The sequence below is a fragment of the Vibrio sp. NC2 genome, assembly GCF_025195005.1.
GTDB classification, from domain to species: Bacteria; Pseudomonadota; Gammaproteobacteria; order Enterobacterales; family Vibrionaceae; genus Vibrio; species Vibrio splendidus.
The window spans coordinates 45,139-57,662 of record NZ_JANVFC010000028.1 but is presented as its reverse complement, the minus strand read 5'-3'; the positions used below and the strand labels follow the sequence as shown (position 1 = coordinate 57,662).

Here is a 12,524-nt window from a genome sequence, read left to right as displayed (position 1 = left end):
TCGTTTCCGCTCGACTTGCATGTGTTAGGCCTGCCGCCAGCGTTCAATCTGAGCCATGATCAAACTCTTCAATTTAAGATTTTGTCGGCTCAATGAATACTGACTTCAAAACTACAAAAAGTAATTCTAAAGCTATTATCTTTCCAACAGAAAGATAATGAATTGACTGTGCCAAATACTTTCTTTCTACAAGAGAAAGTAGTTATTCGTATTGGTCACTCAGTTCATTGAAACCAAAGTTGATTCCGAGGAATCTGTTTTACTTCTCTTAATTAAAAGGGAAGATAAAACGTTTTGATATTCATCAACGAGTGCCCACACAGATTGATAGGTTTAAATTGTTAAAGAGCTTCTCTTCGTTGTGACTTACATCACTTCGGAAGAGGCGGCCATTCTAGCGTTTTAATTCTCAGTGTCAAACACTTTTGAAAATTAATTTCTACTTTTAAAAAGTAGAAGCGAATAATCGCTTAAAGCTAGTTGCCTTACTAACATTCTTCGCTGAAGCCTTGTGGCGTCTACCGTGTCAGTGAGGCGGCATTATAGAGATGTTCCTCACATTGGCAAGTGTTTATTAAAGAAAAATGTAAAAATAACGGTTAGATGACGAATAAACACTCAAAGCCTTATTTGTGCAAGTTTAACTACAAAGTACCTACAGAATAACCACAGACTTATCCACAATTGCTCTAATTTTCATCCTAGAAAACAAAAAAGCTGCCTTATGGCAGCTTTTTAAATGGCAATGAGTCTAAATCCCAGAGCCATATTGCTCTCCATCGTCTTCATGGAGACCACATTCTCGTTTTAGACCATTAAAACGGGTTTCTTCTTCAGTCATACCCGGTTCCCATTTCTTAGTCGTATGAGTATCTCCAACAGAAAGGTACCCCTGTTCGCGAAGTGGGTGGTAACTGAGACCATGCTCCTCTAAGTAATAATGAACATCTTTATTTGTCCAATCAATTACTGGCAAGAACTTAAACACACCATTTTGGATAGATAAGATAGGTAAGTTTGCACGCGATTGAGATTGCTCTCTTCTCAACCCAGAAAACCAAGTGCCAGCCTCTAGTTCATCCAGCGCTCTTCTCATCGGTTCAACTTTATTAAGCTTGTTGTACTTCTCTATCCCTTCTATACCTTGATCCCAAAGTTTGCCATATTGCGCTTCTTGCCAATTAGGGCTCTGCTGAGAACGAAAGACTTGAAGGTTTAGAGTCAACTTCTGACTTAACTCATCGATAAATCGATACGTTTCCGGGAATAGATACCCAGTGTCCGTAAGAATAACTGGAATATCGGGTTTTGCTTGAGTCACTAAGTGCAGCATCAACGCCGCTTGGATTCCGAAACTAGAAGACACAACATGTGTCCCTTCTAAATTGTCTAAAGCCCACTTAACTCTTTCTAATGCGGTTAGCTGCTCTAACTCAGCATTGATTTGTCCAAGACGAAGTATTTGCTCCGTCTTAGTCAATGCGAGTAGCTCTGCTAACTTCAGTTTTGAAGCGACAGAATTATGCATGCAGATCCCTCTTTGAAATGATCACCTCTTCGATGATGCCAGCTCGGATTGTAAAATCGCCGAACCCTTCATTGTCGTTACGTTCCGTAGCCCAACGTCCCACCAGCGAATCAATCTCTTCTAAAATCTGAGCTGACGTGATGTTCTCTTTATACATCTTCGGGATACGAGTTCCGGCTTTGTTGCCACCTAAGTGCATGTTGTAACGCCCCGGCGCCTTACCGACTAAACCCAACTCAGCCAACATTGCACGACCACAACCGTTTGGACAACCCGTGATACGAAGGATGATGTTATCTTCTTCTGGTAATCCGTGTTTCTTCAGAATGTCTTCAACATCCGTTACAAACTCAGGAAGAAAACGCTCAGCTTCTGCCATTGCTAAAGGACATGTTGGGAATGCCACACAAGCCATTGAGTTTTTACGCTGCTCGGAAACGGCATCATCCATCAGACCGTATTGACGTGCCAGTTTTTCAATTTTTGCCTTTTGGCTCTTAGGTACACCTGCAACAATGAGGTTTTGGTTCGCTGTCATTCGGAAGTCACCTTTGTGGACCTTCGCTATTTCAGCAACACCTGTTTTCAGCGCTTTCCCAGGGAAATCAAGTAAACGACCATTTTCGATGAATAACGCTAAGTGGTGCTTACCATCAATGCCTTCCGCCCAACCGATACGGTCGCCACGGCCAGTAAACTCATAAGGACGGCTTTCAGAAAACTCAACGCCTGCACGTTTTTCTACTTCTGCTTTGAATACATCAATACCAACACGGTCTAATGTGTATTTGGTTTTTGCGTTCTTACGGTTCGAACGGTTACCCCAATCACGCTGAGTCGTTACCACCGCAGCTGCTACATCTAACGTTTTATCTAATGGCACAAAACCGAAATCGTCAGCTTTACGTGCATAAGTAGAAGTATCGCCGTGCGTCATTGCAAGACCACCGCCCACTAATACGTTAAAGCCCACCAGCTTTCCGTCTTTAGCAATCGCGATGAAGTTAAGATCGTTAGCATGAACATCTACGTCATTTTGCGGAGGAATTACAACCGTCGTCTTGAACTTACGTGGTAGGTAGTTGCTACCTAAGATAGGTTCTTCATCCGTTGTTGCTAGCTTTTCACCATCTAACCAGATTTCGGCATAAGCACGAGTCTTAGGTAATAGATGTTCACTGATCTTTTTCGCCCACTCGTAGGCTTCTTGGTGTAGCTCAGACTCAACCGGGTTTGTGGTACACAAAACATTTCGGTTTACGTCACCCGCCGTTGCAATGGAATCAATACCAATACTATTTAGTGTTTGGTGCATTAATTTAATGTTCGGCTTCAACACACCGTGAAACTGGAAAGTTTGACGAGTTGTGAGACGGATAGAACCATAAGAGGTGCTTTCATCTGCGAATTTATCAATCGCGAGCCACTGCTTCGGAGTGATGATCCCGCCAGGCATACGAGCACGCAGCATGACATTATGTAAAGGTTCTAGCTTTTGCTTGGTACGTTCGTTACGAATATCACGGTCATCTTGCTGATACATACCGTGGAAGCGGATCAACTGAAAGTTATCAGCAGTAAAGCCACCCGTAATTCTATCTTGGAGATCTTGTTCAATCGTACCGCGAAGATTTTTACTTTCACGCTTAAGACGTTCATTGTCAGCCAAAGGTCCCAGTACTTGACCTAGCACTTCTTGCTCTATTACTTGCTTGCTCATTAGTACACATCCCTTTGGTAACGTTTCGCTTTACGTAAATCATTAATATATTGTTCAGCTTGCTCGCGGCTCTGATTGCCATGTTTTTCCGCAATTGTAACTAACGCTTCATGAACATCTTTCGCCATTCGAGTCGCATCGCCACATACATAGAGGTACGCGCCCTCTTGAAGCCATTGCCAAACCTGAGCTGCTTGTTCGATTAAGCGATCTTGAACATAAACCTTTTCTTTTTGGTCACGACTAAAGGCAACATCAAGCTTGGTTAGCGCACCAGACTTAAGGTACTTCTGCCATTCAACTTGATATAAGAAATCTTGAGTAAAGGTACGGTCACCAAAGAACAACCAGGTTTTGCCTTCAGCATCATTGTTTTCACGCTCTTGAACAAAACTGCGGAACGGTGCGATACCGGTACCCGGGCCGACCATGATGATTGGTGTATTGTCGTCTTGTGGTAGTTTGAAGTTATTGTTGTTCTCAACAAACACCTTCACTTCACCGCCTTCTTCAAGACGTTGAGCTAAGAAGCTAGAAGCTCCGCCCAAACGAGACTCTTCGCCTTTTTGGTATTCAACCAAACCAACCGTCAAGTGAACTTCTTCATCCACTTCAGCTTGGCTTGATGCAATAGAGTAGAGACGCGGTGTCAGCTTACGTAGTAGACCAATCAATTCATCAGCCGATAGCTTAGTTTTCTTCTCAGCTAAAACATCGACAACTTGAGTATTACCCGCGTATTCACGAAGCTTGTCTTTATCTTCCACCAGCTTGATTAACTTCTTGCTGCCCGATAGCTCAGCAAACTTAGTCACAAGTTGAGGATTTGAAGATGTAATCTCGAATTTACTGACGAGTGCGCTGTGGATAGATAAGTTGTCACCATCGACATCAACACTTTCGATACCAGACAACCCAACCTTAGAAAGGATCTGATTTGCGAGTTCTGAACTGTTTTCAAACCATACACCTAGCGCATCACCCGGTTGGTAAGTAATACCCGACTCATCAAGATCAATTTCGATGTGACGAACATCTTTGCCCGAATCACGACCGGTGATCTTTTGGCTCGTCAATAATGTCGCGGTGTATGGGTTTTGTTTGGTGTATTGCGAATGACCGGCAGCCGCTTGACCGACTGGTAATTGAACCACATCGGCTTCAGTACCTGTCGATAGCGTCTCTTTTACTTGCTCTAATGCTTTAGCGCGCCATTCCGTTGCTGATTCTTCGTAATCAACATCACAATCAAGACGGTCGACAAACGATTTAGCACCAAGCTTAGCGAGGAAGCTATCGAAGTCTTTAGCCGTTTGGCAGAAGAACTCATAGCTTGAGTCACCTAAACCAATCACACCGTATTGTAGGTTTGATAATTTTGGCGCTTTCTTCGATTGTAGGAATTCATGCAACTCAATAGCGTTATCAGGGGCTTCGCCCTCGCCATTGGTTGAAGCCACAAAAATGACGTGTGTCTCTTTGGCTAGGTTCTTACCTTTATAATCACTTGCATCGAAAAGCTCGACAGCAATACCCAAGGCTTTGGCTTCTGCCTCAAGCGATTCAGCGACGCCTTTCGCATTACCTGTTTGAGATGCGAAGATAATGCTGAGCTTACCCGCAGGTTTAGCCGCTACTGCAGCAGCCGCTTGAGCGATTGGCGCAGCTGCACCGACAGGCTGAGCTTGGCTCACTCCCCAAAGGTAACCACTGACCCATGCCAGTTGTTGTGAAGATAACTCAGAAACAGTGTGTTGAAGATGACCCAATTGTTGGTCATTAAGTGGTGCTGCTAGCCCAGGTAACTCATTAGCCCCAGACTGTGCATTATTATTTTGTGAAGACTCTTTCTTATTTAAAGACATGGTCACGACATCCCTAATCATTGCGTGACGATAGATTAACCACTCCTTTTAATAACAAGAAAGAATAGAAAAGTATGTTTTATAACTTTTTGGAAGTAAAAACCGATTGAAACGCAAATTGACTTACTGGTTTTCAATACGCACTTGCTGAAAGCCAACCGCCATTGCCGACTTAGATGCTAGGTCTAAATCCGCGTAATGGCACTCTTCACCATGAACATCAGTAAGCAGAACAAAGCCACCTCCCATATGGCGAAACTCCACAACCCAAGACCCTTCTTGAATTGAGGGCTCTATGATCGCTTCAACTAACAGATTTTCTCTATATAAATTTCGTAATTCATTGAGTGTCATATTCCATCCCTTGCTTTGACCTCACAACATAGACCTTATAAGAATAGACGCTAATTAGCTCTCTGTATAAAGGATGGTCGAAAGTGATGAATGTGCTAACTAATTCCAGAAGGATATAACCAATAGATATAAAAAAACGCCACTTAATAAAGTGGCGTTCTCAAAATTCGTTCTAAATTTGCTTTATATGGCCTAGAAGCGCACTTCAGCGCCAGCAAACCAGCCATCAACCATGACAAACTCTTTGCCAACCTCTGAAGAGAAGAACTCTTCCGAATCAAGGTCGATCACGCGGTAACCACCACGTAGTGCTACTTCAGTTTCTGCTACAGGAATTCGGTACTGAACACCTGCCATCAAATCCGTGCTCTTAATACCACTGCTATCACCGAACTCCATCGTACCAATGATATCGAAATTGGTCTCAGGAACGTTGATCTCTGCGTTACCGTAGAAGCTCCAAGTAAACTCATCGAAGCTCGTTTGAGTGCCATTTTGAGGCTCGATGTAATTCGAGTTTGAATACTGAGTAAACGTCACACCCGCATCGAAGTTCATCAGCTTGTGATCTAACAACGTGTAATAGAAGGTGTAGTCGTACTTATCGAAGGCCAATGAATCTGCATCAACAGAAGTATAGCGAAAGCTAGCGTTTGGTAGCATCGGGGCATTATGCTCAAATGCGAAATACAACGAAGGTGAGTTAGAATCATCATCTTGTCTAACTTCGTTTAGCTTTGTACTTCCCCACCACATATCGGCACCGACTTTAGCCGTGTAAGAAAACTCTTCTTCAGCAGACACTGCCGAGCTTAAAGATAGCATTCCCACTAAAGCAATTAATGGCATTTTATTCATTTGAGATAGCTCCAATTCCATATCGTTGTGCTAATTGTATGCACATTCATAGATTATTGGGGAAAATTCTATCACACATCTTAAATTCTCAAACGATAAACCGCTGACGATCAAAGATTTGACGACACCATGACCTTAGTAACGTCTTTGGTTAGAACTGTGTACAAAGTTTTTGAAAAACCAGATACCCAATGCAATCACAATTAACCAAGGCAGCAACTTAAACACAACCCCCATCATACCCAAGACCAACATGACGACTAACGCGATTCCGGTTGCAGCCAATACCGTCATAAACGTGATACCAGTGACAAGTAAAGTTGCGACGAAAATAAGAACAAAGATTAATTCAAACATAATGGTCTCCCTAATGAGTTAATGACCTATCTTTCCTACTTTCTAACATTGCAGCTTCCATACCAAGTTAGTAAAACCAATAAAACCCTTACTTATCAGTCAAATAAAAAGCCACACATCTAAATGCGTGGCTTTTAAAGAAACGATCAATGGCAAATTTAGCCTCTAGTGGCGAATTTAGCCTTAAGTTTTTAAGCTTAGGTTTATAAGCTTGGTTTTTAAGCTTAAGTTTTTAGCTTGGGCTTTTAAGCTCGAACTTTTCACCTCGAGGGAGGTTATACGTTTAGCTCTTTAGGGATCTTAGCCAATGCTGTCTGCATCACTTCGATACCTGCACCTTTCTTATGTGCGTTTTCACTGATGTAGCGACGCCATTGTCTTGCGCCCGGCATACTTTGGAACAAACCAAGCATATGACGAGAGATGTGTCCTAAGCTTGCACCATTTGAAAGCTCACGCTCAATGTACGGGTACATTTCTTCAACCACTTGTGAGCGCTTCTTAATTGGCGTGTCTAAACCAAAGATCTGCTGATCAACTTCAGCCAAGATAAACGGGCTATGGTAAGCCTCACGACCGATCATCACACCATCAAGGTGTTGCAAGTGCTCTTTAGTTTGCTCAAGAGTAGTAACGCCACCATTCACGGCAATCACAAGATCAGAGAAGTCTTTCTTGATTTGGTATGCACGATCGTAATCTAGCGGTGGAATCTCTCGGTTCTCTTTCGGGCTAAGGCCACTCAACCATGCTTTACGCGCGTGAATAGTAAATTGCTCACAGCCGCCTTTTTCAGAAACCGTCGAAACAAACTTAGTTAAGAACTCATAAGAGTCTTGGTCGTCGATACCAATACGCGTTTTCACGGTAATTGGAATATCAGTGACTTCTTTCATCGCCGACACACAATCTGCCACCAGCTCAGGCTCAGCCATTAGACAAGCACCAAAGCGACCATTCTGAACTCGGTCTGAAGGGCAACCAACATTAAGGTTGATTTCATCATAGCCACGCTCACCAGCAAGCTTGGCACACGCCGCCAAATCAACCGGGTTTGAACCACCGAGTTGAAGTGCAAGAGGATGTTCTTGCTCGTTATATTCTAGAAAGTCGCCCTTACCATGTAAGATCGCACCCGTTGTTATCATTTCCGTGTACAGAAGCGTCTGCTGAGAAAGCAAACGGTGAAAGTAACGACAGTGGCGGTCAGTCCAATCGAGCATGGGTGCAACGGATAAGCGGTTAGCCGCGTATTTACTAGTATTGTCAGGTTTCATAAGGTGTTACTCGAAATCTATACACTGTATATATATACAGCAATTTGCTAGAGTTGCCCCAAACTCACCCTTTCAGTACGCATATAGTACGTATCGATGGAGTAGGACGAATGGCATCATTTAGCATTAAAAAAAGAACACTAAAAAGCGGTGAATCACGCTTCACAGTGGACATTGTAGTCAAAAAGAATTCGGCGATTATACACAGGGAATCGAAAACATTCAGGAAAAAAGAACTCGCTAGAACCTATGCAAACAAGCGGGTTCTTGAGCTAGAAAACCCTGACGAATCCGGACAGAAATCCGTACCGCTGTACGTACTTCTGGACAAGTTTATGGAAGAGCCTGATTTATGGGATAAAACAGGGCGAACGAAACAATACGTGATCAAGCTATTGCGTGACTGCGACATATCCAAGATTGAAAGCGACAAGCTAAGAACTAGCGACTTAATCCAACACTGTAAAAACCGTAAAGGCGGTGGCGCTGGCGGTGCAACTGTCTATCACGATGTTGCTTACCTTCGTTCTGTTATGAAGAAAGCGAAGCCTGTTTTCAATATTGCCGCCAACTTCCAGATATTTGATGAAGCAATTCCGGTTCTCATTGATATGGGGCTAATCGGTAAAAGCCAGAAGCGAACGCGCCGTCCAACTTCCGAAGAACTAAAGCGGTTAAAACTTGGATTAGAACAACGTGAGTCATTTCGGCCAAACGGCAAAACTCGAATCCCGTTCACCGACATTCTTGAATTCAGCATTCTTACTTGTATGCGAATTGGGGAAGTCTGCAAGCTGCGTTGGGAAGACCTCAACCAAGAACATAAAACGATACTTGTCAGAGACAGAAAAGACCCAAGGAAGAAAGAAGGCAATCATATGATTGTGCCGTTGCTTGGTGAGTCATTTGAGATCGCACTAAAACAACCAAACAAAGGTGAGCATATTTTCCCGTACAACTCACGAAGTGTTAGCGCAGGCTTTCAGCGAGTGAGAAATGAATTAGGGATTGAGGATTTGAGGTACCACGATTTACGCAGAGAGGGAGCGAGTCGGTTATTTGAAAAGGGCTACTCAATTGAAGAAGTAGCCCAAGTAACTGGGCATCGTAACTTGAACATTTTGTGGCAAGTTTACACTCAACTTTTTCCGCATAAATTGCATAAGAAAGCTTGAGTAGCGATCCTTTCAAAACATTTCTTAGAGAGTTCTAGCCATTCAAAAAGCCTGATTAGTAGTCTTCGCTGTAAACTATTAAGTTAATCCTCTCATGGGGCTGTAGTGCCAATAGCTTCTTGTCCTGTAGAAGCTTTGAAATAGTATGAAAGCACAACTCTAAAACTTGGTTTGTGCTTTCTTCAATTACTTCGTGCGAAGGTACTGAGTCATTTGCACCATGTACCAATTTGCTTCTTAAGTCATAAAGAGTCTTAATCGACTTTTTCGATTTTGTACGTTCCTCAAAAGAATCATACAAAAACCTAGAAACACTTGTTGATACCTTGAAAAGAGTCTCACCCTGAGCACCAAACATGCCCTCTAAAGCAGTAATAGCATCGATAAACGAATCAGTAGGATTCTTTCTTTCAAAAACGGCTTGGGAAAGCTTACGCAACGGTAGTTCCACCGTTTTTAAATCAGTGTTTTTTAACAACTGATACCACATTTCTAATCTATCAAGATGCCCCTCTTCAATAGACAGCATCCCATGAGGTTGATTATCTGAAGTAAAAGAAAAATTTCCCGCAGGCGATGTACATAAACCCATAGTCGAAAATACATACTTGAAACCTTTTGGTTCAAATGTTGTAAAAACCAACGCTAAACTAAATGCATTTTCTATTTTATTTACATAGTCATGGGTCTTTCTGGAATTGGAGCTAGAGTAATCTTTAACATCTCCAATCAATTTTGTTCGATGATTAATTTCACCAATACAACCAAATGACGTTACTTCACCATTTTGGCTTCTGTTGTGCATTGCCATTTGGGCAATTTTATTAGGACTATTTCGGTCGTCAAACTGCCTAACGACTAAATCCTCAAGCCTCAGTTCGCGCAACTCCCCTAAATTTAAACCAACAATGCCAATAAAGCTCGAATACTCAGCTTCTTCGTTGTTCACAATCTGTCGCAAGAACAAAACTTGTTTTTCAATCTCACGAGTTAAGTCGTCATAAGTCCCCTCCCCTCTAAAGGTGCAGTTTTGAAATGAAATTGTGATTATGTTCTCTAACAATTGAACAGTTTGAGTGTAGTGACTGATATCATCATCAGTTACAAACTTGAGCGCACTCATCAAGCCAGCTTCTCTATTTAACAAGTCAGATATCTTGTCTTTTCTTATCAAAACCTCAAACCCTTCAAAGTCCATTGGGTATTTTTGATTGTAATTGTATTGCTTTACCACCAATCCACTCTGCTTCATAAGAAGTGTTGGATATTCTCTACTCGCTATCTGAAAACAATAATTAAGAAGCTCATCCGTTTCAGAGGTACGAAGAGGAGGCTCGCCACCACACAAGCTCCGACAAAGGTGGAAAATAGGTTTACCACCAGACTCCATTTCACTTAGAAGAGTAAGGTATTGGTCTTCATAAGCATCCTGTTGAATCAAAGCTATTCGTATTTCTTTTATTTTCTGGTTGAGTAATTCAAGAACTGCAATTTCATTTGCGTTAAATACGATTCCATCTGCACTTTGAATAGCTTCAAGGTTAGTTTGGTTCAACGCATACTCTAGGCAATGCACACCAAGCAACTGTCTTAACTTATTAAAAATATTAAACATTCTGAATCCCTATCATGCTCCGACTAGCCACTATGAAGAATACTCGTAAAAAAGTACATATACATAAACTGCGTGCGTGAGATAGTGCAAATCAACCATTGAACACACCCTGTTAGTTGAGTCGATTCTCACTATCTAAAGTTATAACTGAAGAAGTCAGAACCACACTCTTTTAATCAAAAAAGCCCTACTAATTAGGGCTTTTACTTTCAAGTCGAGTCAAACGCTCATCCATCTTTTCCATCATCAGCCGAAGCCACTTAACATCGGTTTTTAGTGTAATACCAACACCTACCCCGCTCGACAATGCACTGACAACAGCGATTATTAGTGTTTGATACTCTGCCATTACTTAAACTCATTGCGTAGGGTTTCCCATAGGCCAATTGCTAATGGAACTAAGGTACCCAAAAGCCCGCCATACTGAACACCCGTTTCTGAAACGCTCGCAGTAAGTAGTTCAGGGTGTCCCGCAGCAAGAGCAATACCCGCCCCAATTAGCGCCAGCCCTTTCTTAGTCGATAGCTGTTTAAAATCTACTTTCATTGTTAGCCCCTAGTTGTTGATGCGCTTCCAGATATAAGCGCTGATTAAAGCGGTCAGAACCCCAACCGCCAAACGTTGCATTGCTTCTTGTTTGGTCATACAAGCGCGACCCCTTCAGCAGCATCACTCACCGAGTAATATCGCCCGACTTCCATGATGGACATGGCATGAACAAGACGAGTCATGAAGTGATCGTCATAGAGGTTTAAAGCTGCACTTGGGTTCACGCCCACTTTGCTAGCCACAAATTGAATGTAATTTTCGGTATCGTTGTTATCACTCTCTGGAGCCCAACGATGGATAATGCCCGAGAGCGTATTCAGTCCATAAAGGTTCTGATAGTTGCGGATGAGCTTGGTCGCAGCTCGAAAGCCGTACTTTGAATCAGAGAAAGTTTCAAAAGCCTTATCTTTCGATGGTGTGACCTTGCCCGTCCAAGCGTTACCACTAATGCGAATGTTGAGCGGGTTGTTATTACGAACCCCGCGATTAAGTTGTGATTTCATAACTTTTTGCCCCTGATATAGAGAAAGGATTAAGGCAATAACAATAAGTGCGCGAATCATGCAGCCTCCTACGATTAGACTTACGACACGCCCAAACCAACCAAAGTCACATCACCACCATGCAGGAACACTCTCGACAAAATTTCTTTGTCCGTTATTCCACTATCGGAGGTGTAAGCTGCATCGCCTCTGATCATCAGATGTAGAATGACTTTTTGTTTTCCTTTGATAAGTTCCTTATCAACCCATAAGACAGCCGTTTCATTAGCAGTGACTCGCTGCCCTAGCTCTGAAGGAGTGCCGTGAACCGTAGTACTTTTTAGGTCTAACTTTCTAACGTAACCATCGGGAGATTTGATGACGTTGCCTTGCTCATCAGCTAAAACAACAGCAAAGCCCAATTCCCCCTCAAAATTGGATAGGCGAAGCATGGTTGAGAGGTTGAAGAAAAACTTAACAAAGGGCTCATCACTTTCAGGAGCTAAAGAAATCAATGGCAAGATATCCATGTCTCCAAATTCAGAGAACTCAGATACACTGTATGTAAGCAAAAATCCGTCTAGGTCTTCGTTCCAACCCTCTCGGCCACTTCGATAAAAATCACCTTGAATAATCGGTATCGCTAATGGTGCATCAGAACTGGGTTCACCAGAGTTCATGTGCTCATACAGAAATTCGATTTTATTTCGACTGTTACCCGTAGGTAGCGGTGGTAATAGCATG

At 42.5% G+C, this 12,524-nt stretch carries 13 protein-coding genes and 1 rRNA gene; 1 reads left to right on the top strand and 13 read right to left on the bottom strand.

Annotation, left to right across the window (positions count from 1 at the left end; all coding sequences use genetic code 11):
- From NX845_RS21915 to dusA, 8 genes are all read right to left on the bottom strand, one after another.
- Positions 1–75: ribosomal RNA gene (locus NX845_RS21915) — 16S ribosomal RNA — on the bottom strand; the annotation flags it as partial.
- A 676-nt stretch (positions 76–751) separates the two neighbouring features.
- On the bottom strand, positions 752–1,528 hold the full coding sequence (locus tag NX845_RS21910) for a phosphoadenylyl-sulfate reductase (protein WP_017086595.1): 777 nt from the start codon (positions 1,526–1,528) through the stop codon (positions 752–754).
- Positions 1,521–3,248 (bottom strand): assimilatory sulfite reductase (NADPH) hemoprotein subunit, encoded by a 1,728-nt coding sequence (cysI, locus tag NX845_RS21905; protein ID WP_017093961.1) that lies wholly within the window; start codon positions 3,246–3,248, stop codon positions 1,521–1,523. Before cysI ends, NX845_RS21910 begins: the two co-directional genes overlap by 8 nt.
- A complete protein-coding gene (locus tag NX845_RS21900; protein WP_260257147.1) occupies positions 3,248–5,113 on the bottom strand; it encodes an assimilatory sulfite reductase (NADPH) flavoprotein subunit in 1,866 nt (621 codons plus the stop codon). Before NX845_RS21900 ends, cysI begins: the two co-directional genes overlap by 1 nt.
- 123 nt (positions 5,114–5,236) lie before the next feature.
- Complete coding sequence (locus NX845_RS21895) at positions 5,237–5,467, bottom strand: hypothetical protein (RefSeq protein ID WP_004735813.1); 231 nt, start codon at positions 5,465–5,467, stop codon at positions 5,237–5,239.
- Positions 5,468–5,659: 192 nt separating this feature from the next.
- Positions 5,660–6,346: a TIGR04219 family outer membrane beta-barrel protein gene (locus NX845_RS21890; RefSeq protein WP_017080082.1), complete on the bottom strand. Its 687-nt coding sequence runs from the start codon at positions 6,344–6,346 to the stop codon at positions 5,660–5,662.
- A 114-nt stretch (positions 6,347–6,460) separates the two neighbouring features.
- A complete protein-coding gene (pspG, locus tag NX845_RS21885) occupies positions 6,461–6,682 on the bottom strand; it encodes an envelope stress response protein PspG (RefSeq protein WP_004735816.1) in 222 nt (73 codons plus the stop codon).
- A 275-nt stretch (positions 6,683–6,957) separates the two neighbouring features.
- The gene (dusA, locus tag NX845_RS21880) at positions 6,958–7,959 is read right to left on the bottom strand and encodes a tRNA dihydrouridine(20/20a) synthase DusA (RefSeq protein WP_017080832.1); all 1,002 of its coding nucleotides are present in this window, start codon (positions 7,957–7,959) and stop codon (positions 6,958–6,960) included.
- A 110-nt stretch (positions 7,960–8,069) separates the two neighbouring features.
- Here dusA and NX845_RS21875 point away from each other — a divergent pair, with 110 nt between their 5' ends.
- A complete protein-coding gene (locus NX845_RS21875; RefSeq protein ID WP_260257146.1) occupies positions 8,070–9,134 on the top strand; it encodes a site-specific integrase in 1,065 nt (354 codons plus the stop codon).
- A gap of 55 nt (positions 9,135–9,189) precedes the next feature.
- Here the strand turns inward: NX845_RS21875 and NX845_RS21870 are convergent, their stop codons facing one another.
- From NX845_RS21870 to NX845_RS21850, 5 genes are all read right to left on the bottom strand, one after another.
- A complete protein-coding gene (locus NX845_RS21870) occupies positions 9,190–10,749 on the bottom strand; it encodes a HEPN domain-containing protein (protein ID WP_260257145.1) in 1,560 nt (519 codons plus the stop codon).
- A 190-nt stretch (positions 10,750–10,939) separates the two neighbouring features.
- Positions 10,940–11,098, bottom strand: coding sequence for a hypothetical protein (locus NX845_RS21865; RefSeq protein WP_170968685.1), 159 nt, complete (start codon positions 11,096–11,098; stop codon positions 10,940–10,942).
- Positions 11,098–11,295, bottom strand: coding sequence for a hypothetical protein (locus NX845_RS21860; RefSeq protein WP_048667348.1), 198 nt, complete (start codon positions 11,293–11,295; stop codon positions 11,098–11,100). Before NX845_RS21860 ends, NX845_RS21865 begins: the two co-directional genes overlap by 1 nt.
- 95 nt (positions 11,296–11,390) lie before the next feature.
- Positions 11,391–11,861: a structural protein gene (locus NX845_RS21855; protein WP_260257144.1), complete on the bottom strand. Its 471-nt coding sequence runs from the start codon at positions 11,859–11,861 to the stop codon at positions 11,391–11,393.
- A 20-nt stretch (positions 11,862–11,881) separates the two neighbouring features.
- On the bottom strand, positions 11,882–12,523 hold the full coding sequence (locus tag NX845_RS21850) for a hypothetical protein (RefSeq protein ID WP_260257143.1): 642 nt from the start codon (positions 12,521–12,523) through the stop codon (positions 11,882–11,884).
- Between the last annotated feature and the right edge of the window lies 1 nt (position 12,524).

What these genes read in the sequence shown, in the direction of transcription:
- NX845_RS21900 (WP_260257147.1), bottom strand. Translation starts at nt 5,113, where the DNA reads ATGTCTTTAAATAAGAAAGAGTCTTCACAAAATAATAATGCACAGTCT.
- cysI (WP_017093961.1), bottom strand. Translation starts at nt 3,248, where the DNA reads ATGAGCAAGCAAGTAATAGAGCAAGAAGTGCTAGGTCAAGTACTGGGA.
- NX845_RS21850 (WP_260257143.1), bottom strand. Translation starts at nt 12,523, where the DNA reads ATGCTATTACCACCGCTACCTACGGGTAACAGTCGAAATAAAATCGAA.
- NX845_RS21860 (WP_048667348.1), bottom strand. Translation starts at nt 11,295, where the DNA reads ATGAAAGTAGATTTTAAACAGCTATCGACTAAGAAAGGGCTGGCGCTA.
- NX845_RS21875 (WP_260257146.1), top strand. Translation starts at nt 8,070, where the DNA reads ATGGCATCATTTAGCATTAAAAAAAGAACACTAAAAAGCGGTGAATCA.
- NX845_RS21910 (WP_017086595.1), bottom strand. Translation starts at nt 1,528, where the DNA reads ATGCATAATTCTGTCGCTTCAAAACTGAAGTTAGCAGAGCTACTCGCA.
- pspG (WP_004735816.1), bottom strand. Translation starts at nt 6,682, where the DNA reads ATGTTTGAATTAATCTTTGTTCTTATTTTCGTCGCAACTTTACTTGTC.
- NX845_RS21855 (WP_260257144.1), bottom strand. Translation starts at nt 11,861, where the DNA reads ATGATTCGCGCACTTATTGTTATTGCCTTAATCCTTTCTCTATATCAG.
- NX845_RS21895 (WP_004735813.1), bottom strand. Translation starts at nt 5,467, where the DNA reads ATGACACTCAATGAATTACGAAATTTATATAGAGAAAATCTGTTAGTT.
- NX845_RS21865 (WP_170968685.1), bottom strand. Translation starts at nt 11,098, where the DNA reads ATGGCAGAGTATCAAACACTAATAATCGCTGTTGTCAGTGCATTGTCG.
- NX845_RS21870 (WP_260257145.1), bottom strand. Translation starts at nt 10,749, where the DNA reads ATGTTTAATATTTTTAATAAGTTAAGACAGTTGCTTGGTGTGCATTGC.
- dusA (WP_017080832.1), bottom strand. Translation starts at nt 7,959, where the DNA reads ATGAAACCTGACAATACTAGTAAATACGCGGCTAACCGCTTATCCGTT.
- NX845_RS21890 (WP_017080082.1), bottom strand. Translation starts at nt 6,346, where the DNA reads ATGGAATTGGAGCTATCTCAAATGAATAAAATGCCATTAATTGCTTTA.